At 70.6% G+C, this 23,484-nt stretch carries 21 protein-coding genes; 6 read left to right on the forward strand and 15 right to left on the reverse strand.

The genetic code is table 11. From position 1 onward, the window contains the following. Positions 1–431 precede the first annotated feature (431 nt). From AC3CBB_RS09315 to AC3CBB_RS09340, 6 genes are all read right to left on the reverse strand, one after another. Positions 432–1,670 (reverse strand): polysaccharide pyruvyl transferase family protein, encoded by a 1,239-nt coding sequence (locus AC3CBB_RS09315; protein ID WP_488624366.1) that lies wholly within the window; start codon positions 1,668–1,670, stop codon positions 432–434. After that, a complete protein-coding gene (locus AC3CBB_RS09320; protein WP_123507274.1) occupies positions 1,667–2,683 on the reverse strand; it encodes a lysylphosphatidylglycerol synthase domain-containing protein in 1,017 nt (338 codons plus the stop codon). Before AC3CBB_RS09320 ends, AC3CBB_RS09315 begins: the two co-directional genes overlap by 4 nt. Continuing rightward, a complete protein-coding gene (locus AC3CBB_RS09325) occupies positions 2,680–3,768 on the reverse strand; it encodes a nitroreductase family protein (protein ID WP_123507275.1) in 1,089 nt (362 codons plus the stop codon). Before AC3CBB_RS09325 ends, AC3CBB_RS09320 begins: the two co-directional genes overlap by 4 nt. Before the next feature lie 15 nt (positions 3,769–3,783). Continuing rightward, the gene (rfbA, locus tag AC3CBB_RS09330; protein ID WP_123507276.1) at positions 3,784–4,647 is read right to left on the reverse strand and encodes a glucose-1-phosphate thymidylyltransferase RfbA; all 864 of its coding nucleotides are present in this window, start codon (positions 4,645–4,647) and stop codon (positions 3,784–3,786) included. After that, positions 4,644–5,276: a dTDP-4-dehydrorhamnose 3,5-epimerase family protein gene (locus tag AC3CBB_RS09335; RefSeq protein WP_488624367.1), complete on the reverse strand. Its 633-nt coding sequence runs from the start codon at positions 5,274–5,276 to the stop codon at positions 4,644–4,646. Before AC3CBB_RS09335 ends, rfbA begins: the two co-directional genes overlap by 4 nt. Before the next feature lie 62 nt (positions 5,277–5,338). After that, positions 5,339–6,268 carry an aldo/keto reductase gene (locus tag AC3CBB_RS09340; protein WP_488624368.1) on the reverse strand — a complete coding sequence of 310 codons (930 nt, stop codon included), beginning with the start codon at positions 6,266–6,268 and terminating at the stop codon, positions 5,339–5,341. Positions 6,269–6,360: 92 nt separating this feature from the next. On the opposite strand from AC3CBB_RS09340, the gene rfbB reads away from it, so the two are divergent. The 4 genes from rfbB (at position 6,361) to AC3CBB_RS09360 (ending at position 11,546) form a co-directional block, all read left to right on the forward strand. Then, entirely contained in the window at positions 6,361–7,347 is a 987-nt protein-coding gene (gene rfbB, locus AC3CBB_RS09345; protein WP_488624369.1) for a dTDP-glucose 4,6-dehydratase, read from the forward strand. A 26-nt stretch (positions 7,348–7,373) separates the two neighbouring features. Further along, positions 7,374–8,222, forward strand: a complete 849-nt coding sequence (rfbD, locus tag AC3CBB_RS09350; RefSeq protein WP_123507280.1) for a dTDP-4-dehydrorhamnose reductase — start codon at positions 7,374–7,376, stop codon at positions 8,220–8,222. 5 nt (positions 8,223–8,227) lie between these two features. After that, positions 8,228–10,318, forward strand: a complete 2,091-nt coding sequence (locus AC3CBB_RS09355; RefSeq protein WP_488624370.1) for an acyltransferase family protein — start codon at positions 8,228–8,230, stop codon at positions 10,316–10,318. 88 nt (positions 10,319–10,406) lie between these two features. Further along, positions 10,407–11,546 (forward strand): glycosyltransferase family 4 protein, encoded by a 1,140-nt coding sequence (locus AC3CBB_RS09360; protein WP_488624371.1) that lies wholly within the window; start codon positions 10,407–10,409, stop codon positions 11,544–11,546. 22 nt (positions 11,547–11,568) lie between these two features. Here the strand turns inward: AC3CBB_RS09360 and purE are convergent, their stop codons facing one another. From purE to AC3CBB_RS09390, 6 genes are all read right to left on the reverse strand, one after another. Next, positions 11,569–12,069 carry a 5-(carboxyamino)imidazole ribonucleotide mutase gene (gene purE, locus AC3CBB_RS09365; RefSeq protein WP_123507283.1) on the reverse strand — a complete coding sequence of 167 codons (501 nt, stop codon included), beginning with the start codon at positions 12,067–12,069 and terminating at the stop codon, positions 11,569–11,571. An 87-nt stretch (positions 12,070–12,156) separates the two neighbouring features. Next, positions 12,157–13,299 carry a 5-(carboxyamino)imidazole ribonucleotide synthase gene (locus tag AC3CBB_RS09370; RefSeq protein ID WP_488624372.1) on the reverse strand — a complete coding sequence of 381 codons (1,143 nt, stop codon included), beginning with the start codon at positions 13,297–13,299 and terminating at the stop codon, positions 12,157–12,159. Positions 13,300–13,301: 2 nt separating this feature from the next. After that, a complete protein-coding gene (locus AC3CBB_RS09375; RefSeq protein WP_123507284.1) occupies positions 13,302–14,612 on the reverse strand; it encodes a UDP-glucose dehydrogenase family protein in 1,311 nt (436 codons plus the stop codon). An 85-nt stretch (positions 14,613–14,697) separates the two neighbouring features. Then, positions 14,698–15,294, reverse strand: a complete 597-nt coding sequence (locus AC3CBB_RS09380) for a PH domain-containing protein (protein WP_488624373.1) — start codon at positions 15,292–15,294, stop codon at positions 14,698–14,700. Between the two features lie 3 nt (positions 15,295–15,297). Then, positions 15,298–16,092, reverse strand: a complete 795-nt coding sequence (locus AC3CBB_RS09385; protein ID WP_488624374.1) for a biotin--[acetyl-CoA-carboxylase] ligase — start codon at positions 16,090–16,092, stop codon at positions 15,298–15,300. Continuing rightward, on the reverse strand, positions 16,089–17,837 hold the full coding sequence (locus AC3CBB_RS09390) for a hypothetical protein (protein WP_488624375.1): 1,749 nt from the start codon (positions 17,835–17,837) through the stop codon (positions 16,089–16,091). The genes AC3CBB_RS09385 and AC3CBB_RS09390 overlap by 4 nt, the downstream gene beginning before the upstream one ends. Before the next feature lie 58 nt (positions 17,838–17,895). Here AC3CBB_RS09390 and AC3CBB_RS09395 point away from each other — a divergent pair, with 58 nt between their 5' ends. Further along, entirely contained in the window at positions 17,896–19,497 is a 1,602-nt protein-coding gene (locus AC3CBB_RS09395) for an acyl-CoA carboxylase subunit beta (RefSeq protein WP_488624376.1), read from the forward strand. Beyond that, positions 19,494–19,730: an acyl-CoA carboxylase subunit epsilon gene (locus AC3CBB_RS09400; protein ID WP_488624377.1), complete on the forward strand. Its 237-nt coding sequence runs from the start codon at positions 19,494–19,496 to the stop codon at positions 19,728–19,730. The genes AC3CBB_RS09395 and AC3CBB_RS09400 overlap by 4 nt, the downstream gene beginning before the upstream one ends. A gap of 614 nt (positions 19,731–20,344) precedes the next feature. Here the strand turns inward: AC3CBB_RS09400 and AC3CBB_RS09405 are convergent. From AC3CBB_RS09405 to AC3CBB_RS09415, 3 genes are read right to left on the reverse strand one after another with little or no spacing between them, the layout of a single operon-like run. Then, positions 20,345–21,442, reverse strand: coding sequence for a hypothetical protein (locus tag AC3CBB_RS09405; RefSeq protein ID WP_488624378.1), 1,098 nt, complete (start codon positions 21,440–21,442; stop codon positions 20,345–20,347). After that, complete coding sequence (locus AC3CBB_RS09410; RefSeq protein ID WP_488624379.1) at positions 21,439–22,743, reverse strand: sensor histidine kinase; 1,305 nt, start codon at positions 22,741–22,743, stop codon at positions 21,439–21,441. The genes AC3CBB_RS09405 and AC3CBB_RS09410 overlap by 4 nt, the downstream gene beginning before the upstream one ends. After that, positions 22,733–23,443 carry a response regulator transcription factor gene (locus tag AC3CBB_RS09415; protein ID WP_123507550.1) on the reverse strand — a complete coding sequence of 237 codons (711 nt, stop codon included), beginning with the start codon at positions 23,441–23,443 and terminating at the stop codon, positions 22,733–22,735. Before AC3CBB_RS09415 ends, AC3CBB_RS09410 begins: the two co-directional genes overlap by 11 nt. Positions 23,444–23,484 lie beyond the last annotated feature (41 nt).

Genomic DNA, 23,484 nt, shown 5'->3' on the forward strand with positions numbered 1-23,484 from the left:
CGTGACGCCGCACGACGATCGGGACTCCGCGCCAGTCTGCCGTGACGCCGCACCACGATCGGGACTCCGCGCCAGTCTGCCGTGACGCCGCACCACGATCGGGACTCCGCGCCAGTCTGCCGTGACGCCGCACCACGATCGGGACTCCGCGCCAAGGAACATCGTGGCGCCCAGTCCCGATCATGGGCGGCGGCATGACGTAGCGGCTCCGCTTGCCGCGGTGCGGGTCGGTGTCGCGGTCGTCGGCGTCGTCTTCCTGCCGTCCGCGCTCATCCCGCGGCGCGCGGAGAAGTCGGCGCGCCAGTGGCCCACGATCGCGACAGTCCGGCCCACGATCGCGACATGACACCACTTCGAATCGTGGTGCCATGTCGCGATCGTGGGTCCGGGATTGCGCGACGGGGTTCCCAGCCGCCGGACGCGCGCCGAGGCTAGAGGCCCGCCCGCACCACGTCGGCGATGAGGTCGGCCTGCTTGAGCGAGCGCGCCTTCACCTCGGGCAGGTGCGTGGACAGCTTCGCGGCGACGTCGTCCCGCGAGACGAGCAGCGCCTCGTAGCGCTCCCAGAGGTGCGTCGGCGTCAGCTTGTCGTGGCCGAACGCCCACTCCTGCAGCTCGAACATCTCGAGCACCTCCTCGTACTTGTGGCCCCAGCCGATGACGAGCGTCGGCACCGCCATGGCGAGCGACGACACCATGGCGTGGAAGCGGCTGGCGACGAAGAACGAGCAGCGGCCGATGAGGTAGCGCAGCACCTGCGAGGGCAGCTCGCGGTCGATGAAGACCACGTTCGCCTTGTCGGCGACCTTCGAGTAGATCTCGCGGCAGAGCGGGAGGTCGTTGTTGTGGGTCGCGTCGGTGCCGGTGCGGACCGAGTGCGGCACGAGCAGCAGCTTCTTGCCCGACGCGGTGACCTGGTCGATGAACGTCACCATCTGGCCGACGTAGTCGCCCTCGCGCGCGTCGACCTTCTTCTGCAGCACTACGCTGGGGCTGAGGCCCACGACGGCCTCGTCGAAGATCGACAGGTCGATGCCCGCGGAGACGGCGGCCGCCTCTTCCGAGCCGTCGAGCTCGAGCGAGAACGCGTAGTCGGCGCCGGCGAAGGTGTTGGTCAGGCGCAGCTTGTCGGCGTAGCTCTGCGTGATACGGCCGCGGGTCACGACGGTCGCCGCCTTGGGCAGGAACGTCCGGGCGACCAGCCGGTTGATGCGGTTGCGGAAGGGGCCGACGGCCTGCGCGCACTTGAACACCGGCGTGCCGACATTCAGGGCGGGCAGGATCGACGCCACGTTGTAGATCAAGAACTTCTCGCGCCCGTCGGTGAACGTGATGCCGCCCTGGTCGAGGAGCACCTGCGACTCGGCGAGGGCCTTGACGGCCTTCGAGCGGGACGTGATGAGACCGCGCAGCGGCGGCAGGAGGCGGTAGGCGAGGGCGGCCGAGTTGATGTTGACGCCGAGCGTGCGCGGGCGCGCATCGACGATCTCGAGGTTCGGGTACGTGTTCTGCTCGCGGTCTTCGCGCGGGTACATGCTCAGCAGGGTGAACTGCACGCCGGGCAGGCGCTGCTCGAGGGTCGCGATAGACGACTCGAGCATGGCGGCGGCGCCCTTGTTGCCCGAGAGCGCGGAGCCGATGACGGTGACGTGAGGGGTCGTGGAGGTCATGAGACAGATGGGCCTTTCGGGAGCGTGAGGCGCAGGGCGCCGTACTGGAGGGCGATGACGGCGTCGGCGACCGTCGACAGGAGGCGGCTGAGCACCGAGATGATGACGGCCTGGCCGCCATCGATGCCCAGGCCGACGAGGCAGACGTAGAGGACGGCCTCGCGCACGCCGATTCCCGACGGCACGAAGATGATCAGGATGCCGATGGCGCCGGCGAGGGCGTAGGCCGCCGCGAGCGGAAGCCACTGTCCCGGCGTGATGGCGGTGACGCTGGCGGCGCACAGGATGAACCCGATGCCGTTGATGACCCGCGGTGCGATGTAGGCCGCCGAGAACCCGAGGCTCTGGAGGGGGCGCAGGAAATACTGCTCGGGAAGCGGCGACTTGAGGAAGCGCTTCGACGCGATCGACATGATGCGGTGGAAGATCTGCGGCACCAGGATCGCGATCAGCGGGACCAGGACCACGACGACCCCGACCACCGTGAGCGCGTTGTTCTCGACGAGGGTCGGCCCGATGGCCAGGATCAGGATGATCGCGCTCGGCACGATCGACGCGATCTGGAGGAAGACGTTCTCGTAGATGAACGTGATCAGGATCAGCGTGCGCGGGAAGCCGTTGCGCTGCCCCCACGTGACCTTGCTCAGCACCGAGCCGATCTGCCCGGGCACGTACTTAAGCAGCCAGGACAGGTCGTGGACGGCCATCGACTGCAGGGGGCCGACATGGGCGCCCTTGTCGGAGAGCCGGTTGAGGATGGACCCCCAGAGCACGCCCGACACCGGGACCGCCAGGGCGAAGAGCACGATCGCGGCGACGTGCAGCCAGCTCAGGTGCAGGTGGGCCGCTTGGACAGCTGACCAGTTCTTCGACAGCGACCGCGCGAACAGCACGGCCACCACAGCGACCACCACGACCGTCAGAAGCCGCGAGAGGAGCTTGCGCCGCTTCTTCTTGGCCGCCTTGGCCGGATCGATCTCGGGAACGACGGCGCCGGTGGAGTCGGCCGTCACCGCGCGAGGTTGTTGTAGCTGCGGAACGTGTCGAGTTCTTTCTTCTGCGAGAACGGGACGAGTCCCTCGGGGTGCGCGTAGCCCACGGCGATCAGCATGATCACGCGGTCGGAGCCCGACAGGCCGAGGGTCTTCTGCATCTTGCGCTCGAGCGGCTCGAAGTCGGGCCAGTTGATGACGCTCGACGAGAGGCCGAGCGTCTCGAGGCCGAACATGAACGACATGGACGCGAGCGACGCGTCGACGTAGATCGCGTGGCGGTCGCGCGGGCTGAAGTAGCTCTCGAGCTTTCCGACGACGACCACGACCGTCTGGATGTTGTCGGCGTAGCCCGCGGTGCCGAACGGGATGTTCGAGACCCTCTTGACCATGGCCGGGTCGTCGAAGACACGGAACTCGTAGGGCAGGCGGTTGCACGCCGTCGGCGCCTGGCGGGCGACGAGGAGCGCCTTGTCGACGAGGTCGCGGGGCACCGGCTTGTCGTCGAAGAACCGGACCGAGCGGCGCTGGTTCGCGAGGTCGACGAGCTCGTCGTACGAGACGTTCGACGAGAGCTGCTTCGGGCGCGGCACGTTGCCGGTCGTGGAGGGCACGTAGTCGGTGCCCTCGAAGGAGGCGCGGGCGTCGTCGACGGCCTTGTCTTTTCCGGTGGCGGAGACGCGGAAGTACTCTTCGAGCACGTTGTGCGCCCAGTCCATCTCGGCGATCTCCATGGTGCCGGGCGACAGCTTGCACTGGTTGGCCGCAGCCTCGTAGAACTCGATGGTCTCGCCGATGTAGTCGCGAGCGAACACGTCTCGGCGGGGCCGCATGATGAGGCCCTTCTCGATGCGGTGGACGTTGCGGCGCAGCTCGACGCGGGTGAGGCGGTCGCGCTTCTTGTTGCGGTAGTAGTCGCGACGCCCCTGGAGGGTCGCGGCCTGCTCGCGGTTGAAGGTGATGAACGACACCAGGAAGAAGAAGTGCGTCAGGATGCGGCTCGACCCGAAGGTCTCGAGGAACGCGCGGTTGGTGTTCTCGTAGATGCGGCGGATCGAGCGGATCGCCAGAAGATCCTTGGCGATCTTCTTCAGTCTGTTCAGCATTCGTCTCCTTGAAACCTAGGCCTGCAGGAGATTCTGCAGGTAGACGCCGTAGCCGCTCTTGGCGAGCGGAGTCGCGAGGGCGGTGAGGGCCGCGTCGTCGATCCAGCCGTTGCGCCAGGCGATCTCCTCGATGCAGCCGATCTTGTGGCCCTGGCGGTCCTCGATGACGCGGACGTACTCGGACGCCTGCATCATCGACTCGAACGTGCCGGTGTCGAGCCAGGCGGTGCCGCGGTCGAGAACCTGCACCTGCAGCTCGCCGGCCTCGAGGTAGCGCTCGTTGACGGTCGAGATCTCGAGCTCGCCACGCGCGCTCGGCTCGATGGTCTTCGCGATCTCCACGATCTTGTTGTCGTAGAAGTAGAGGCCCGGCACCGCGTAGTTGCTCTTCGGCGCGGTCGGCTTCTCTTCGATCGAGACGGCCTTGAAGTCGTCGTCGAACTCGACCACGCCGTACGCCGTGGGGTCGGAGACGTGGTACGCGAAGATCGTGGCGCCCGAGACGTCGGTGTTCTTCGTGAGGCTCGTGCCGAGGCCGACACCGTGGAAGATGTTGTCGCCGAGCACCAGCGCGACGCTGTCGTCGCCGATGAAGTCCTCGCCGATGATGAAGGCCTGCGCGAGGCCGTCGGGCGAGGGCTGCACGGCGTACTCGATGCTCATGCCGAGGCTGGAGCCGTCGCCGAGAAGCGACCGGAACTGCTCGTCGTACTCGGGCGTCGTGATGACCAGCACCTCGCGGATGCCCGCCATCATCAGCGTCGAGAGGGGGTAGTAGACCATGGGCTTGTCGTAGATGGGCATCAGCTGCTTCGAGACGCCCTTGGTGATCGGCCAGAGCCGGCTGCCGGTGCCCCCGGCGAGGATGATGCCCTTCATCGGTTCTGCTCCTTCGGGGTGGTGAAGGCGGTGTTCAACGACGCGTAGTACTCGCGCATGTCAGCCCACGTCGGCAGGAGCCCGGAAGCCGCCGCCTCGGCAAGCGACGGCGCGTCGGTGTCTTTCGGCGAGAGCAGGGCCTCACCGGCCTCCTCGGGGAAGACCAGGGCGATGTCGGCGTCGAGCGGGTTGATGCCGTGCTCGCGAGGCGCGTTGAAGACGTCGGTCACGAGGTAGCTCACCGTGGCGTCGTCGGTGAGCGCCACGAAGCAGTGGCCGAGGCCCTCGGAGATGTAGATCGCCTTGCGGTCCTTGTCGTCGAGGAGCACGGTGTCCCACTTGCCGAATGTCGGCGAGCCGACGCGGATGTCGATGACGTAGTCGAGCACGGCACCGTGCGTGGCGGTCACGTACTTGGCCTGGCCCAGCGGGACGTCGGCGAAGTGGATGCCGCGCACGACGCCCCGCTTCGACACGGACGTGTTGGCCTGCCGGAGGTCGATGGGGTGACCGACCACCTCGGCGAGCTTGTCGAAGCGGTACCACTCGAGGAACACGCCGCGGTCGTCGCCGAACTGCTTGGGGGTGATCTCGTAGCTGTCTGGGATCGTCAATTCGCGGATCTGCACCCCGGAAGCCTACCCCGACGCGCCTCCTGAACGCGGTTATCCACAGCCGCCGCACCGCACCGCTAGGGCAGGAGGTGCCCCGCGGCGGTGAACAGGCGGTACCACTCCTGACGCGTCAGGGGCAGGTCGCTCCCGGCGGCCGAGTCGCGGACGCGCTGCGGGTTCGTGGTGCCGAGCACGACCTGCATGTTCGCAGGATGACGCGTGATCCAGGCGACGGCGATCGCCTCGGGCGCGACCGAGTAGGCCGCGGCGAGCTCGTCGATGACGTCGTTGAGCTCGGCGTAGTGCTCGCGGTCGCCGAGGAAGACGCCGTCGAAGAAGCCCTTCTGGAAGGGCGACCACGCCTGCAGGGTGATGTCGTTGACCCGCGAGTAGTCGAGGATGCCGTTGTCGCGGTCGATCGACTGGTCGAGGCCGTTCATGTTGGCGCTGACGCCGGCCGCAATCAGGTTGGCATGCGTGATGCTCAGCTGCACCTGGTTCACGAGGAGGGGCTGCGTCACCGACTTCTTCAAGAGCTCGACCTGCATCGGCGTGTGGTTCGAGACGCCGAACGCGGACACCTTCCCTGCGGCCTTGAGCTCGTCGAACGCGGCTGCGACCTCGTCGGGCTCGACCAGGGCATCGGGGCGGTGCAGCAGGAGGATGTCGAGGGTCTCGATGCCGAGCGCCGTCAGCGACTGCTCGGCCGACTCGACGATGTGCTCGCGCGAGAAGTCCCAGAAGCCGTCGCGGATGCCCACCTTCGACTGGATGATGACGCTCTCGCGCTCGGACGGCGACAGGGTGATCGCGTCGCCGAAACGCTGCTCGCAGACGTGCGGGGCGCCGCCGTACACGTCGGCGTGGTCGAAGAAGGTGATCCCGGAGTCGCGCGCGGCGCCCACGAGGGCGCGGATGTCGTCGTCGCTCATCTCGGTGATGCGCATCAGGCCGAGGATGATGTTCGATGCGGGGGCGGTCAGGTCGGGAAACGTCGTCGTCTTCATGTCGCCATCATGGCCCACCCCGCTCGGGGAAGGCGCAGTTCCTGCCCCCTATCATTGGACGGATCGACGCTCGCGAACCGAAAGTATTCACCATGCGCATCCTCGTCACCGGCGGAGCCGGCTTCATCGGCTCCAACTTCGTCCGGCGCACTCTGCAAGACGCCTACCCCGGCCTGGAGGGCGCCGAGGTCGTCGTCCTCGACGCACTGACCTACTCGGGCAACCTCGAGAACCTCGCCCCCGTGGCCGACTCGCCCCGCTACACCTTCGTCGAGGGCGACATCCGCGACGGCGCCCTGCTCGACACGCTCTTCCCGACCGTGGACGCCGTCGTCCACTTCGCCGCCGAGTCGCACGTCGACCGGTCGGTGCGCGACGCCTCGATCTTCGTCGAGACCAACGTGCTCGGCACCCAGCAGCTGCTCGACGCGGCCCTCCGCAACGACCTCAAGCGCTTCGTGCACGTGTCGACCGACGAGGTCTACGGCTCGATCGCCGAGGGCTCGTGGGCGGAAGACCGCCCGCTCGAGCCGAACTCGCCCTACTCGGCATCGAAGGCCGGCAGCGACCTGCTCGCGCGCAGCTACCACCGCACGCACGGCCTCAACGTGTCGATCACGCGCTGCTCGAACAACTACGGGCCTTACCACTTCCCCGAGAAGGTCATCCCGCTCTTCGTCACGAACCTGATCGACGACAAGCACGTGCCGCTCTACGGCGAGGGCGACAACATCCGCGACTGGCTGCACGTCGACGACCACACGCGCGGCATCGCGATGGTGCTCGTCTCGGGCGAGGCCGGCGAGATCTACAACATCGGCGGCGGCACCGAGCTGACGAACAAGGAGCTCACGCAGCTGCTGCTCGACGCCACCGGCAAGGACTGGTCGTACGTCGACCGCGTGCAAGACAGACTGGGCCACGACCTCCGCTACTCGGTCGACATCTCGAAGATCCAGCGCGAGCTCGGCTACGAGCCGCAGGTGCCGTTCGAGCAGGGCCTGAAAGACGTCGTGCAGTGGTACCGCGACAACCGCTCGTGGTGGGAGCCCCTCAAAGAGCGCGCGGCGCTCGCGTGAGCACCCGGCCCCTCAGTGCTCGACCGATGAAGTACCTCGTCACGGGCGCCCGAGGCATGCTCGGCACCGATCTCGTCGAGGCCCTCTTCGGCCGCGACGTGACCGTGCTCGGCCGCTCCGACCTCGACGTGACCGACCGCGACGCCGTCTTCGCGGCTGTCGAGGGCCATGACGTCGTCTTCAACGCCGCCGCCTACACCAAGGTCGACGACGCGGAGGAGCACGAGTACGAGGCTCTCGCGGTCAACGGCGTCGGCGTGCGGCTGCTCGCCGAGGCGACCGCCGAGCACGGCGCGAAGCTGGTGACCATCTCGACCGACTACGTGTTCGACGGCACGGCGACCGAGCCGTACGACGAGTACACCCCGCTCGACCCGCTGAACGCCTACGGCCGCACCAAGGCCGTCGGCGAGACCGCGGCCCTGGCCGCGAACCCCGAGGGCACCTACATCGTGCGGACCGCCTGGCTCTACGGCCAGCACGGCCCGAACTTCGCCGCCACGATGCTGAAGCTCGCCGCCGGCCGCGACACGGTCTCCGTGGTCGACGACCAGGTCGGCCAGCCCACCTGGACGGCCGATCTGGCCGCTCAGCTGGTCGCGCTGGTCGACGCCGATGCTCCGGCCGGGGTCTACCACGGCACCAACTCGGGCCGCGCGTCGTGGTTCGACTTCGCCCGCGCCGTCTTCTCCGAGGCCGGACTCGATCCGGAGCGCGTGCTGCCCACCGACAGCGCCGCCTTCGTGCGCCCGGCCGCTCGCCCCGCCTTCAGCGTGCTCGGCCACGACGCCTGGGCCGCCGCCGGCCTCACGCCGATGCGGCCCTGGCAGGAGGCCCTGGCGCAGGCGTCGGCCGAAGGCGTCTTCGCCTCCTGACGACCGTGGTCGACGCACGGCAGCACCCTCGGGCGGCCTTCCGGCCCGAGATCCAGGTGCTCCGCGCGTTCGCCGTGGCGGCGGTGGTCATGTACCACTTCTGGCCTGCGCGCCTTCCCGGCGGCTTCGTCGGCGTCGACGTGTTCTTCGTGATCTCGGGCTTCCTGATCACGTCGCATCTGCTTCGTGAGCTCGCGTCGACCGGTCACGTCCGGCTCGCGTCGTTCTGGGCGCGGCGGGCGCGGCGCCTCCTGCCGGCGTCCCTGCTCGTGCTCGCGGTCACGGCCCTGGCGACGATCGCCCTAGTGCCGCGCGCCTACTGGCAGCAGACGTTCCGCGAGATCGTCGGGTCGGCGCTCTACGTGCAGAACTGGGTTCTCGCCGGCGACTCGATCGACTACCTCGCCAGCTCGAACGCGGCCTCCCCCGTGCAGCACTTCTGGTCGCTCTCGGTCGAAGAGCAGTTCTACCTCGTCTGGCCGGCGCTCCTCCTGGTCGTCGCCGTGTGGGCGGGGCGGGGCCGGCGGGCGGCGGGCCGCGAGCACCGCGTCGTGTGGCGCACAGGCGTTGTGCTCGGAGCCGTCGCGGTCGCGTCCTTCGCCTGCTCGGTCGTCCTGACCCGCAGCTCCCCCGGCCTCGCCTACTTCGCAACGACGACCCGGGCGTGGGAGTTCGCCGCCGGAGGCCTCCTCGCCGTGTCGGCAGCACGAGCTGCCGAACCACCGGTCCCAGGAACTCCGGCCCCCGCCGTCCCCCTCCGCACCGTCGCCGCCTGGGCGGGCGCGGCCCTCCTCGCGGCGTCCCTCGTGCTGATCGACGGAGCGACGCCGTTCCCCGGCGTCGCCGCCGCCCTGCCCGTGGCCGGCACGCTCCTCGTCATCGCCGCTGGCTCCGCCCCCTGGTCGCCGTCCGCGCTCCTCGCTCGCCGACCCGTCCTCGTGCTCGGCGACCTCTCGTACTCGGTGTACCTCTGGCACTGGCCGGCCCTCGTCGTGCTGGGGTTCCGGCTGGGCGACGGCCTCACCTGGCCGCTCAAGCTCATCTGCCTCGTCGGAGTGCTGGGCCTCGCCTGGCTGAGCGCCCGGTTCGTCGAGAACCCGGCGCGCCGCGCGCGGTTCCTGACCACTGCGCGACCCCGGCGCACCTTCGCCGCCCTCGCGGTCGCCGTCGCCGTCGTGGCCGTCCCCGTGGCCGTCGGCGGCGCCGCGCTGCAGCGGCAGGCGACGGATGCCGTCGAAGCCGCGCAGGCGCAAGCGGGCGCCGGGAAGCCCTGCTTCGGAGCGGCGGCCCTCGACCCCGGGGCATCGTGCGGTGCACCCCCGGCGACGCTCAGCCCCGACCCGGCGCTGGCCGCCGACGACCTCCCGCCGGCCTACGAGCAGGGACGCCGCTGCCTGCCGCCCGAGTCGTCGACCTCCGTCGTGGCATGCACCTCGGGCTCCGGGTCCGTCCGGGTCGCCCTCGTCGGCGACTCGCACGCCGCGAGCTGGGAGCCGACGATCCGCGCGGCCGGCGCGACGCGCGGCTGGTCGCTGACCACCTACCTGCACTCGGGCTGCCCGTTCACGACCATCACGGAGTCGAACCCGAACCCGAACTACGTCGCGGCGTGCACGACCTGGAACACGACGCTCGCGGCGACGCTCGCCGACGACGAGCCCTTCGACATCGTGTTCGTCTCGCACTCGCAGCACGTGCCCGATTCCGCTGCCGCGGCGGCGGCCGAGGTCCGCGGTTACTCGGAGGCGTGGCAGCCGCTGCTGAGCCGAGGAACCCGGGTGATCGCGATCGCCGACACCTCACGGGCTCCGGCCGACGCGCAGGCGTGCCTCGAGACGCACGCGGCCGACCCGGGTTCCTGCTCTCTGAAGAAGGCGGACGCGTATCTCGCGCCGGACGCCATGCTGGCCTCCGTCGAGTCGACCGACGGGGCCGAGGCCATCGATCTGACCGACCGGGTCTGCCCCGGCGACACGTGTCTCACGGCGATCGGCGGCGTGGTCGTCTACCGCGATACGCACCACCTGACGGCCACCTACGCGCGCACTCTCGGGCCGGCCCTCGGCCGTGCGTTCGACCGGCTCGCGACCGGGTAGCGCCGCGCCACAGCAACCCCCAGGTTGGCGGTCGGCGGGCTGATACTGTCGATTCGCCCATCCCGTCGAGCGTCCTGAGGAGTTCGCCATGCTGACCCTCCGCGTCGTGGTCGACCAGATCCTGGCACCGGTGCCCGGCGGCATCGGCCGCTACACCGAAGAGCTGACCCGCGAGCTCATCGCGACCGCCCCGCGCGGCTGCGACGTCGAGGGGATCGTCGCTGCGCACCCGCAGGAGGCCTACGACCGGCTCGACGACAAGCTCCCCGGGCTCGCCGGCATGTACCGCTCCGTGCTCGGCCGCCGCGAGCTGTCGATCGCCTGGCAGACCGGCGTGATCGGCCTCCCCGGCCGTGGCATGGTGCACGGCACGAGCCTGATGACGCCGCTCTACAAGCACGATCGCGAGCTGGCGCCGGCCACCCAGACGGCCGTGACGATCCACGACACCGTGCCGTGGACCAACCCCGACACCCTCACCGCGCAGGGCGTCCGCTGGCACAAGGCCATGGCGAAGCGCGCGTACCGGTTCGCCGACGCGGTCGTCGTGCCGACCCACGCGGTCGCCGGCGAGCTGTCCGAGCTCTTCCCCTTCGGCGACCGGCTGCGCGTCATCGGCGGCGCCGTGTCGACCGACCTGGCCGCCCCGCCCGACGCCGATGCGATCGCCGACGAGCTCGACCTGCCTGAGCGGTACATCCTGAGCGTCGGAACCCTCGAGCCGCGCAAGGGCATCGAGCCGCTCCTCGAGGCGCTCGCCCACCCGGACGCCCCCGACGTGCCGCTGCTCATCGTCGGCCCTCCCGGCTGGGGCGACGTGAGCGTCGACTCCGTCGTGGCCCGACTCGGCCTCGCACCCGACCGCGTGCGCGTTCTCGGCCGCGTGCCCGACGCGTCGCTCGCCGTGCTGCTGGAGCGCGCCTCCGTCTTCGTGTTCCCCTCGCTCGCCGAGGGCTTCGGCCTCCCGCTCGTCGAGGCGTTCAGCTTCGGCACGCCGGTCGTCCACTCCGATGCGCCCGCGCTCGTCGAGGTCGCCGCGGGCGCCGGGGTCATCGTGCCTCGCGACGACGCGGCGGGGTACCCCGAGCGGCTCGCGCAGGCGCTCTTCCAGGTCGTCAACGACACCGACCTCGCCGCCCGTCTCGGGGTCGCAGGGCTCGACCGGGCGCGCGCCTTCAGCTGGCGCGACTCGGCCGAGAAGGTGTGGCAGCTGCACGCCGACCTCTAGGGGCGGCGCGGGGCTTCGCAGCCTAGAGCGACGCCTTCAACCGCGCGTTCTTCTCCTCGACGAGCTCCGCGAGCCCGGTCGCGTAGTCGGCGAGCCGCGCCGAGATCGCGGGGTCGAACGCCCCGAGGATCCGCGCCGCCAGGATGCCCGCGTTGGCCGCCCCGCCAATCGACACCGTCGCGACGGGGATCCCGGCCGGCATCTGCACGATCGAGAGCAGCGAGTCGAGCCCGTCGAGCTTCGCCAGCGCGACCGGCACCCCGATCACCGGAAGGGTCGTGAGCGACGCCAGCATGCCCGGCAGGTGAGCGGCACCGCCGGCGCCGGCGATGATGACACGGATACCGCGGCCGGCCGCCTCGCGCCCGAACGACACCATCTTGTCGGGGGTGCGGTGCGCCGACACGACCTCGACCTCGAACGCGATGCCGAACTCCGTGAGGATGTCGGCGGCGGACTTCATGGTCGCCCAGTCGGAGTCGCTCCCCATGACGAGGGCGACGACGGGGGCTTCTGCGTTCATCTCAGGCACTCCTCCAGCCTAGCGAGCCGGCCCTCCTCGAACTCGCTCGACGAGACAGAGCGCGGGCGCAGGAACTCCCGACGCCGCCTAGCCCTCGAAGTGCGCCGCGGCGACCCGCGCCGCGACCACCACGTCGTCGAGCGCCGCACCGGTCGCCGTCACGTGACCCACCTTGCGGCCCGGCCGCGGCTCCTTGCCGTAGTCGTGCACCTTGGCGCCGGGCTCGTCGGCCATGAGCGCCGGCAGGCGGTCGGCCATGCTGCCCGTGGCAGGGCCGCCGAGGACGTTGACCATGACCGACCACGCGGCGTGCGGCGTCGTGTCGCCGAGCGGCAGGTCGAGCACGGCGCGCAGGTGCTGCTCGAACTGGCTGGTGATCGAGCCGTCGATCGACCAGTGACCGGTGTTGTGCGGGCGCATCGCGAGCTCGTTGATGAGCAGGCGGTCGTCGGTGGTCTCGAAGAGCTCGACGGCGAGGACGCCGGTGACGTCGAGCTGGGCGGCGACGGTCGTCGCGATCTCGGCGGCCGTCTCGGCGACGCGGCCGGCCGAGCGCGGGGCCGGCGCGATGACCTCGGCGCAGACGCCGTCGCGCTGGATCGACTCGACGACGGGCCACGCGACGATCTGTCCGCTGGGGCGCCGTGCCACCGACTGGGCGAGCTCGCGCCGGAACTCGACGAGCTCTTCGGCGAGCAGCGCGCCGCCGGTCGACGGGTCGGCGAGAGCGGCGAACCAGTCGGCGACGTCGTCGGGCGACGACACGACGCGGACGCCCTTGCCGTCGTAGCCGCCGCGCGCGGTCTTCACGACGGCGCGGCCGCCGTGCTCGGCGAGGAAGGCGCTGAGATCGTCGGGCGTCTCGAGCCGCGCCCAGTCGGGCACCGGCAGGCCGAGGCCGGCCAGGCGCTCGCGCATGACCAGCTTGTCTTGCGCGACGAACAGGGCTTCGGGCTTCGGGTGGACGGCGACGCCGGCCTCGACGAGGGCCGCGAGCACGTCCTGCGGCACGTGCTCGTGGTCGAAGGTGATGACGTCGACGTCGCGCGCGAACGCGAGCACCGTCTCGGCGTCGTGGTAGTCGCCGACGGCGGTCGCCGCAAGGCGGGCCGACGAGCCCTCCGTCTCGGCGAGGACGCGGATGTCGAGGCCCAGGTGGACGGCCGGGGGCACCATCATCCGGGCGAGCTGGCCGCCGCCGATGACGCCGACGCGCAAGGAGGCAGCCACGGCTACGGGCGTCCCAGCCCGCGGACCTCGAAGCCGGCGGCGCGCCAGGCGACGGCGTCCAGGCAGTTCCTGCCGTCGACGACGCGCTTGCCCGCGACGACCGACGCCACGGCAGCGGGGTCGAGGTCGCGGAACTGCTGCCACTCGGTGAGCACCAGCACGGCCTCGGCGCCCTCGATGGCCTCGTCGACCGAGTCGACGACGGTGAGGTCGGGGTGGCTGCGGAGGGCGGTGTGCTTGGCCTCGGGGTCGTACGAGCGCACGTCGGCGCCCGCTGCGACGAGCTTCTCGACGACGTCGAGAGCCGGAGAGTCGCGCACGTCGTCGGAGTTCGGCTTGAAGGCCAGGCCCAGCACGCCGATCTTGACGCCCTGGAGGTCGCCGACGAGTTCGCGCGTCAGAGTGACGACGCGCTCCCGGCGGCGGAGGTTGATGGCGTCGACCTGGCCGAGGAACGACAGCGTGTCGGTCAGGCCGAGCTCGTCGCCGCGGGCGCGGAAGGCGCGGATGTCTTTGGGCAGGCAGCCGCCGCCGAAGCCGAGGCCGGCGTTGAGGAACTTGCGGCCGATGCGCGCGTCGTGGCCGATCGCGTCGGCGAGCTGGGTGACGTCGGCGCCGGTGGCCTCGGCGACCTCGGCCATGGCGTTGATGAACGAGATCTTGGTCGCCAGGAACGCGTTGGCCGACACCTTGACGAGCTCGGCGGTGGCGTAGTCGGTGACGATGCGCGGGGTGCCGGTCGCGAGCGCCGTCGCGTAGACCTCGTCGAGCACCTCGGTCGCCTTCTCGCCGGCGTCGCCCGAGGGCACGCCGTAGACGAAGCGGTCGGGCGCCACGGTGTCTTGCACCGCGAAGCCCTCGCGCAGGAACTCGGGGTTCCAGGCGAGCGACGCCCCCGCCCCCGACCCCTCGACCACTGCCGCGAGCCGCGCCGCCGTGCCGACCGGCACGGTGGACTTGCCGACGACGAGGTCGCCCTCGCCCAGGTGCGGCAGGAGGCCGTCGACGGCCGCGTTCACGTACGTCAGGTCGGCGTTGAAGCTGCCCTTGGTCTGCGGCGTGCCGACGGCGACGAAGTGCACCGTCGCGTCGTCGGCGGCCGCCATGTCGGTGGTGAAGCGCAGGCGCCCCGTGGCGATGGCGCGCTCGAGCACCTCGGGCAGACCCGGCTCGAAGAACGGGGCCCGGCCGGCCTGGAGCTCGGCGATCTTGGCTTCGTCGACGTCGATGCCGACGACGTCGTGGCCCAGCTCTGCCATGCAGGCAGCGTGGACGGCTCCGAGATAACCACATCCGATGACTGAAATACGCACGCTACGACAGTACTGGACGTCCTCTGACAATCGCGTCAGGGCTCCTGCGACTCGCTAGGCCGACGCCCGCTCGGCCCGACCTCTGCTACTGCCAGACAGGCGGACCGCCCTGCGGCGCGGACTGCTCCTGCTGGCGCATGCGCGCGACGGCGCTGAGGTTCTGCTCCATCAGGTCGTGCAGGGTCGACTGCACCAGGTCGGCGGTGGGGACGTCCCACAGCACGACGGGCCGGTCGAGCCCGGTGTTGATGAGCACGTCGCCCGAGCCGAACAGGCTCTGCACCGCGTTCTTGCGGACGGTGAGGTCGTAGCCGCGCGTGTGCATGAGCTCCTGCCGGGTGCGCACGAACAGGCCGCGCCGGATCACGATCCGCCGCGTCGTGATCGTGTAGTGCCGGCCGAGCCACGCGAGCAGCGGCAGCAGCCAGACCAGCGCGATCAGCACCAGCGCGGCGATCGGCAGGGCGCTGTTCATCCACGGCTCGGGCAGGGTGCCCCCGAAGAAGCCCGTCGCGGCGCAGATCGCGATCAGCAGGACGGACGGCCAGAACAGCACGCGCGAGTGCGGCCGCAGGCGTGCGATGACCTCCTCGCGGGCCGGCTCGCCGGCGCCCTGCGGCTGCTCGCCCGACTCCGCGGGCGCGCCGAACGCCGCGAACGGGTTCGGCTCAGCGGACGACATGGGTCATTCATACCTCAGGTGCGTGACGTCCCCGGCGGCCACGGCCACCTCGGCGCCGGAATCATCCTTGCGGACGACGATCCGCCCCGTCTCGTCGAGACCGGTCGCGGTGCCGTGCATCATCTCGCCGCCGGGCAGCTCGACCCGCACCCGCCGCCCGACGGTGTCGCACTGGGCCTCGACGACGGAGCGCACGTCGCCGCCTCCGGCGAGCAGGTCGACGAGCCGGCGCAGCTCGATCAGGTAGGCGGCGAAGACGGCGTCGGCGATCTCCTCGGCGCTTCCGGCGGCGCCCTCGATCGCGAGCGACGTCGAGGTCGGCGTGGGCAAAGCGTCGGGAGGGATCGTCAGGTTGATGCCCGACCCCATGACGACTGCCGCAGGAACTCCGGACTCCCAGACGAGGTCCGCCAGCAGGCCCGACACCTTCCGCCCCGACACCTGCACGTCGTTCGGCCACTTCAGCGTCACCGACCGCTCCGGCAGGAGGTCGGCCACGGCCGTCCGGAGCGCGGCGCCGGCGAGCAGCGAGAACCAGCCCCACGCGTCGACGGGGAGCACGTCGCCCGACGGCGTCCGCGGCCGCAGCAGGACGCTGGCGGCGAGGCTCTGGCCGGCGGGCGCCTGCCACGAGCGGTCGAGGCGGCCTCGGCCCGACGTCTGGGCGAACGATGCGATGACGGCGAAGTCGGGGAGCCCGGGCGCGGCCTCGACGAGGTCGGCGTTGGTCGAGCCCGTCGTCGCGCGCAGGTCGACGACGGAGGCGACGCCTCGGGTGATCGGCAGGATCCCGCTCACGACGTCGCCCCGAGCCCGCGCAGGGCGGCCTGCACCCGCGCGCTGCGCGTGACCGCCCCGGTCAGCCGCTGCTCGGCGGCGGTGCCGCGGTAGTCGTAGATCGCGAACCGCCCGCAGCGGACGATCTCCTTCGGCGTGCCGAGATCGGTCACGGTGTCTCCCCAGTAGTCCAGGTGGCCGTTGTCGTCGGGTTGCTCGGCCACGACCACGTAACCTACCCGGGCGCTCTCGGCGGGAGCCAGGTTGGCCAGCCACGGGTACACCGACAGGTCGGAGTTGACCTGCACCAGCTCGACCCCGTCGCCCGCGTAGGCCTGCAGCCCGCGGACCGTCCAGAACTGGCCGGCACCGGAGATTCCGTCGCGCGCGGCCCCCGAGGCCGTCGCCCACTGCGTGAGGCACGAGGCCCCCGGCACGGCCGGGTCGGCGGCGGCGCGGGCCACGGCAGTTCCTGCGCCCGCTCCCGTCGCGACGAGGGCCGCCGCCAGCACCCCCGCCCCGATGGCCCCGAAATTCAAGGACAAACCAGGCCGGCGGCGCGCAGCCACGGGCATCCCGGCCCGTCGCTGCAAAACTCTCCTTGACATTCGGGAGGCGGGGCGGAGGGAGGCGGGGCGGAGGGAGGGCGGGCGGAGGGAGGCAGGGCGCGGCGCAGCGGCGACTACGACGACCATCGCGACCAGCGGCACGACCACCAGCGGCTCCGCATACCGGGTCGAGATGCTGCCGATCATGAGCAGCCCCACCGGCACCGCCACGACGGTCGCCGACCCGATCAGCAGAGCCAGCGTCCGTGCCGACCGCTCGCGGCGCGCGAGGGCGACCACGGTCGCGACGACAGTCCCGGCGATCAGGACGGCCGCGAGCACCAGCTCGACGAACCCGCCGAGCGTCTGCGCCTGAGTCAGGAGGGTCTGCCGCGCGAAGGCGAGGCTCGCCGCCTGGCCGTCCCAGCGAAAGTACTCCTCCTTCTGCGCGATCAGGAACCTCGAGAGCGGAGTCCTGCCGGCGTAGCCGAGGCCGCTCCCGGCGATCAGGATGCCGGCCGCCAGCAGCGCGCGACGCCAGCGGCTGTGGCGCACGAGCGCGAATGCGGCGAGCGCGAGCGCCATCGGCGCGGTGCCCCACAGCACGAAGAGGGGGTTCGAGAAGGTGGCGAGCGCGGCGACGATCAGGAGGGCGGCGGGCGGCCGGTTCCTGCGCCCGTGCCCCGCGCTGATCTGCAGCACGAGGCCGATCGCCGCCACCAGCGCCAGGAGCGTACCCGAGTAGTACGTGGTCGTCAGAAAGAGCGACGCGATCTCGCCCGTGTTGCCGCCCGGCCGCGACTCGAGCAGGCAGGCCGCGGTGAAGACGGCGACTCCGGCGAGGGCCGCGAGCACGGCGCGAGGCCGCGACCGTGTCACCCGGCCCGCAACGAACCGCAGCAGGGCGTAGAGCAGCACCACGTTCAGGACGCCGTTCAGCAGCAGCGCACCCGCGACGCCCCGGGTGACGGCCGCCGACGCGAGGTAGAGCGGCAGTTCCGGAAAGGCAAACAGCACCGGCGACATGCCCCACTGGAACGCCTCGCCGCGCTCGACCGACCGCACCAGCAGAGGCAGCAGCACGCTGTCGCCATCCGAGAGCAGCAGGGCCCGCTTGGCTCCCGACACCGCGTGCCCGAGGGCGATCAGGGCGCAGGAACTCGCGAGAACCACACCGAGCACCTCGATCGCGGCGCTGCGCAGTCGGATCGGGGCCACCCCGGCACACTAGCCGCTCTGCCCGGCCGTCAGGCGCCGGTTGGTTAGAGTTGTCGCCGTGACCGACGAAACCCCCACGACCGACCGCCTCTCCTCCACCGCCGGCAGAGTCGCCGACCTCCAGCAGAGGTTCGACGACGCCGTCACCGCCCCCGAGGCGATCGCGCAGGAGAAGCAGCACAAGCGCGGCAAGAAGACGGCGCGCGAGCGCATCGAGGGCCTGCTCGACCACGGCTCGTTCGTCGAGCTCGACGAGTTCGTCCGTCACCGCACCACAGCCTTCGGCATGGATGCCAAGCGCCCCTACGGCGACTCCGTCGTCACCGGCACCGGCACCATCGGCGGGCGCCAGGTCGCGATCTACTCGCAGGACTTCACCACGTTCGGCGGATCGCTCGGCGAGGTCGCCGGCGAGAAGATCATCAAGGTCATGGAGCTCGCGATCAAGACCGGCGTGCCGATCATCGGCATGCTCGACTCGGGCGGCGCGCGCATCCAGGAGGGCGTCGTCGCGCTCGGCAAGTACGGCGAGATCTTCAAGCTGAACACCGCGGCCTCGGGCGTGATCCCTCAGATCTCGATCATCATGGGCCCGGCGGCCGGCGGTGCGGTCTACTCCCCCGCGCTCACCGACTTCGTCATCATGGTCGACAAGACCAGCCAGATGTTCGTCACCGGCCCCGACGTCATCAAGACCGTCACCGGGGAGGACGTCGGCTTCGAGGAGCTCGGCGGCGCCCTGACCCACAACAAGATCTCGGGCGTCTCGCACTACCTCGCCTCCGACGAGGACGACGCGCTCGACTACGTCGCGGCCCTGCTGTCGTACCTGCCCGACAACAACCTCACCGACGCCCCGGTGTTCGACGTGGCTCCCGAGATGGAGATCACCGACGCCGACCGCACGCTGAACACGCTCATCCCCGACTCTCCGAACCAGCCGTACGACATGCTCACCGTCATCGAGCACATCGTCGACGACGGCGAGTTCCTCGAGGTGCAGCCGCTGTTCTCTCCGAACATCGTCATCGGCCTCGGCCGCGTCGAGGGCCGCTCGGTCGGCATCATCGCCAACCAGCCGAACGTCATGGCCGGCACGCTCAACATCGACGCCGGAGAGAAGGCCGCGCGCTTCGTGCGCTTCTGCGACGCGTTCTCGATCCCCATCCTCACGCTCGTCGACACCCCCGGATTCCTGCCGGGCACCGACCAGGAGTGGACCGGCATCATCCGCCGCGGCGCCAAGCTCCTCTATGCGTATGCCGAGGCCACCGTGCCGCTGGTCACCGTCATCACCCGCAAGGCGTACGGCGGGGCCTACATCGTCATGGGCTCGAAGCAGCTCGGCGCCGACATCAACCTCGCGTGGCCGACCGCCGAGATCGCCGTGATGGGCGGCCAGGGCGCCGTCAACATCCTCTACCGGTCGGAGATCAAGCGGGCGACGGACGCCGGCGAAGACGTCTCTGCCGTCCGCACCAAGCTCGCGAACGACTACACCTACAACGTGGCGTCGCCGTTCCTCGCGGCGGAGCGCGGCGAGCTCGACGGCATCGTCGAGCCGGCCGCGACCCGCACCGCCGTCATCAAGGCCCTGCGTGCCATGCGCACCAAGCGGGCGTCGCAGCCGGCCAAGAAGCACGGGAACATCCCGCTGTGAGCGAGCAGCCCTCTCCGCCCGACGACCCGACCATCCGCGTCGTCTCCGGCAACCCGACACCGGAGGAGCTCGCGGCCGTCACGGCCGTGCTCAGCGCGTTCGCGGCCGAAGCCGAGGCCGAGAGCGCCGCGCGTCGTGTCCCGGAGGGCCAGACCGGCTGGGCCGAGTCGCAGCGCGCGCTCCGCACGCCGCTGCGCACGGGGCCCGGGCAGTGGACGCGGCACAGCGCCTGATCGACACAGCGTTTGACGGGCACAGCGCCTGATCGACGACACAGCGCCCAGGTACCCCGTTTCGGTCGTCCTTGGTGAGTTCGTACCCCGAAATTCGCATTCTTTTCGATCACGTGCGGCAGACATCCCCACAACGGGGGGCATCGGGTCGAAACGAACCGGACTGTCTGCCCCCCGGTGTCCCCCTAAATGACGACTTTTGGCAACACGCTCAGTTCGGCATTATTACTTGTGCTAGGTGTCTCTCTCAGAGTTACACCACCGAACAGGGGCCGCCACGCGGCCAGGGCTTACTAGGGTAAGCAAGCCTGTGACTGTTCGGGGGCGAGTCAGGGTGATATTCGGGTTGTCGCCCTGACTCGGGGGTTTTGCGAAGGGCCGGACTGGGTGTCCGGCCCTTCTGCAGTTAAGCGGCACGCTCGGGCGGGTGCCGCTTCGCGGGGTCCACCCCAGCCCCGCCGGATCGGCACAGCCACGCCGTCGCCGCGGCGGGATCGTGCCGTTCCGGCGGGCTTACCGCCCGGCGGCGGCAGTGGCGGCGGGTTCGGGGCGGGCGGCGGCGGCGCTGTCGGGGGCGGCGCCGAGGTCGGCGGGGCTCCCGAGTTCCTGCGCGATCAGGCGTCTACGGCGTCAGCGGGCACGGACGAGCGCGGGATCTGCAGCCACAGGCTGACCTCGTCTTCGTCGTCGTCGTCTTCGTCGTCGTCGAAGTCCTCGCCGTCGGCGTTCGACGAACCGAGCGCGCTCGACTGGAGGTCTTCGGAGCTGAGGCCGACGACCGTCACGGCGTACTCGCTGCCGGGAGCCACCGTGCGGATGATGAGGCGGTCGGCCGACGAGTCGCGGATCGCGCTGGCGAGGGCGGCGTGGACGCGGGCGAGCTCGCCGTCTTCGAGGTCGTCGATCCCGCCCTCGTCGAGCAGGCTGACGATGGTGCCGCGGCGGCGCGCTGCCATGACCTCGTGGCGCACGTCGTCGCTGAGCAGCCGGCGTCCGCGGATCTCGTCGCGGATCGCCCCCTCGAGGTTGAGGCACTCCTGGCGTTCAGCCTCGGTGAGGTCGCCACCCGCGGCGACGATGCGCTGCAGCATGGGGCGGGCGGTGCGGCCGGTCTGGAGCAGCCGGAACTGGCGCTCGTTGACGTGGGCCTCCTGAGCGGCCTGCCAGTCGGCGGCCTCCTGCTCGGCCCGGATGAACTCGCGGGTGTCCCGGCTGGCGCGGGCCAGGGTGACCTGGAGAGCGTGCGAGATGCCGACCCAGCTCACGCTGCCGACCACGCCGAGGCTGGCGACGTCGGCGAAGGTGCCGCTCCAGACAACCGAGTGCACGACGAGGAATCCGACGCCGGCCCAGGCGAATCCGTGACGGCGACGGGTCGACACGATGACCATGAGGGTGCCGACGGCGGCGACGTACCAGGTGGCGTAGCCGTTGCCGCCGGGGCGGTGCGGGTCGAGCTGCGACGCGACGGCGAGCGGAAGGATGATCGAGACGGCGACGCACAGGCATGCGATCCACACCGGCATGGTGAGGCTCTTCGACTTGTTCGGGTAGAGCGCGACGATCGTCGCCGCGGCGTAGAGCGCCATGCAGATGAGCACCGGCACCGGGTTGCGCGGCACCTCGAGCGACACGAAGGCCAGCAGCAGGTGGTACAGCGAGAAGATGCCGGCGAGGCCGATAGGCAGCCAGCGGGGAAGCTTGACGTTCACGAGATCTCCTGCTGGACGGTTGCGTGCTCGGGGATCGAGCGCTCGGGGATGGATTCGGCGGCGTCTGGCTCTTCGGCTCGCGGCGCCTGCCGCGGCCAGACCAGGTCGATGACCGTGCCGGAGCCGGTCTTGGTGTGGATGGTGGCCTCGCCGCCGGCGTTCGACAGCCGCTCGGTGATCGAGACGCGGACTCCGAGCCGTTCGCCCGGGACGGCTGCCGGGTTGAAGCCGGAGCCGGTGTCGCCGACCTCGACTCGCACCCGGCCGCCGGCCCACTTGAGGCTCACCCACCGCGACACGTCGTCGCCGCCGGCGTGCTGGACGCTGTTGACCACGGCCTGGACGGCTGCCGAGTAGAGCGCCTCAGCGGCCCCGGCCGGGATGGAGTGGTCGTCGAGGCCTTTCGAGCTCACCTCGACCTCCGCGCCGAGGCCGTCGATCAGGACCTCGATGCGCTCCTGCATCGACGTCAGCGACGTCGACGACTCGTCGAACGGGGTGACGCTGGCCGAGGTGGTCAGGTGCGACATCGCGTTCCGGGCCATCGTCGTGGCGAGCGCCATCTCGTCGGGCGAGTAGGCGCGCGCCGCCGAGATGAAGGTCGTCAGGACGCTGTCGTGGACGATCGCGTCGACCTGCACGCGCTCGAGCTCGGTCGCGTGCTCGCGGATGGCTCCCGAGTACCGGGCGACCGCCATGTTCTGGGCTCCGTCCACTGCGGCGGACGCCTGCCGCAGCAGGATGATCAGGATCAGGACGGCGCCACCGAGGATCACCGAGTAGATCGTGTCGAGCGAGGCCCAGAACGGCAGGAGTCCGCCGCCCGATGGCGTGAGCTCGATGAGGCCGTAGATCGTCGGCGCCAGGATCAGATAGACGGTGGCGATCCAGCGCGAGAAGGCGATGGCGGCGGCCGAGGTCGCGACCGAGATGAGGTAGTACAGCCAGGGCGACTGGGGCAGGACGGTCGTCGGGTCGCGCACGGCGAGCGGCCAGGTCACGAGCGCGACCAGGAACGAGATCGCGACGAACGCGGCCGCGGTCTCGATGCCGCGCATGAAGACGCTCGCCACGCCCACGGCGAGGATGCCGCCGAAGACGGCGATCGAGATGATCCAGCCCCAGGCGGGCTGCATGCTGCCCTGCTGCGCGATCAGGGAGGGGATCGACTGGAGGCCGAAGACGATCCCGAGTGCGGCTAGAGCGCGCGCGAAGATCTTGTCGAGCAGCGGGCCGCTGATCGGGTTGCGTGTGGGCCTCGGTCGGAACGCAGGAACGGAGGAGGCTCCGTCAGCGGCCATCGCCGCCGTCCGCATCGAGCCCGGGCAGGATTCCGTCTTCGACGGCCCGGCGCAGGAGGTCGACCTTCGTCGGGGCCGGGCGGCCGACCTCGACGTACTTCACGCGGATGCGGTCGAGGTACTCGCGCGCGGTCGAGTAGCCGATGCCGAGCTGCTGGGCGGCCAGCTTGAGCGGCAGACCCGATGCATAGAGGTGCAGGATCTCGCGCTCCCGCCGCCCGAGCTGCGCCTTGGCGAAGTCACGGTCGGCGTCGATCGCGCTCGCCCACTCGAGGTTGTTCAGGACGTCGCCGCGGGCGACGGTCGCGACGGCGGCCATGACGGTCTTGGTCGCGGACGACTTCGGGATGACACCGGCGGCGCCTGCGGCCAGCGCCTCGCGGACCGATGCGACGCGGTCGGCGATGCTGTGGACGAGGACGGCCGAGCCGGTCGCCTGCACGCGCTTGACGTTCTCGGTGACGGTCGAGCCGTCGCCGAGGGAGAGGTCGAGCACCACGACGTCGACCTCGCGCCCGGCGAGGTTGTCGACGAACTCCTGGACGCCGGCCGCCGTGAGGATCACGGTGAAGCCCTCGTTCTGGCACGCCGCCTGAATGCCGAGGCGCACCGACTCGTGGTCGTCGACGATGGCGACGCGGACGGGAGCGGCGCTCCGGGGCGTGGGAGCGTTGCTCGGGTCAGTCGTGGTTTCTGGCACGATCATCCTTCGTTCGATGGACGCGTCGGGTCCCTGATTTC

This window comes from Frondihabitans sp. OV104 (assembly GCF_057787745.1).

What these genes read in the sequence shown, in the direction of transcription:
- AC3CBB_RS09380 (WP_488624373.1), bottom strand. Translation starts at nt 15,294, where the DNA reads ATGTCGTCCGCTGAGCCGAACCCGTTCGCGGCGTTCGGCGCGCCCGCG.
- rfbA (WP_123507276.1), bottom strand. Translation starts at nt 4,647, where the DNA reads ATGAAGGGCATCATCCTCGCCGGGGGCACCGGCAGCCGGCTCTGGCCG.
- purE (WP_123507283.1), bottom strand. Translation starts at nt 12,069, where the DNA reads ATGAACGCAGAAGCCCCCGTCGTCGCCCTCGTCATGGGGAGCGACTCC.
- rfbD (WP_123507280.1), top strand. Translation starts at nt 7,374, where the DNA reads ATGAAGTACCTCGTCACGGGCGCCCGAGGCATGCTCGGCACCGATCTC.
- AC3CBB_RS09410 (WP_488624379.1), bottom strand. Translation starts at nt 22,743, where the DNA reads ATGGCCGCTGACGGAGCCTCCTCCGTTCCTGCGTTCCGACCGAGGCCC.
- rfbB (WP_488624369.1), top strand. Translation starts at nt 6,361, where the DNA reads ATGCGCATCCTCGTCACCGGCGGAGCCGGCTTCATCGGCTCCAACTTC.
- AC3CBB_RS09360 (WP_488624371.1), top strand. Translation starts at nt 10,407, where the DNA reads ATGCTGACCCTCCGCGTCGTGGTCGACCAGATCCTGGCACCGGTGCCC.
- AC3CBB_RS09315 (WP_488624366.1), bottom strand. Translation starts at nt 1,670, where the DNA reads ATGACCTCCACGACCCCTCACGTCACCGTCATCGGCTCCGCGCTCTCG.
- AC3CBB_RS09340 (WP_488624368.1), bottom strand. Translation starts at nt 6,268, where the DNA reads ATGAAGACGACGACGTTTCCCGACCTGACCGCCCCCGCATCGAACATC.
- AC3CBB_RS09325 (WP_123507275.1), bottom strand. Translation starts at nt 3,768, where the DNA reads ATGCTGAACAGACTGAAGAAGATCGCCAAGGATCTTCTGGCGATCCGC.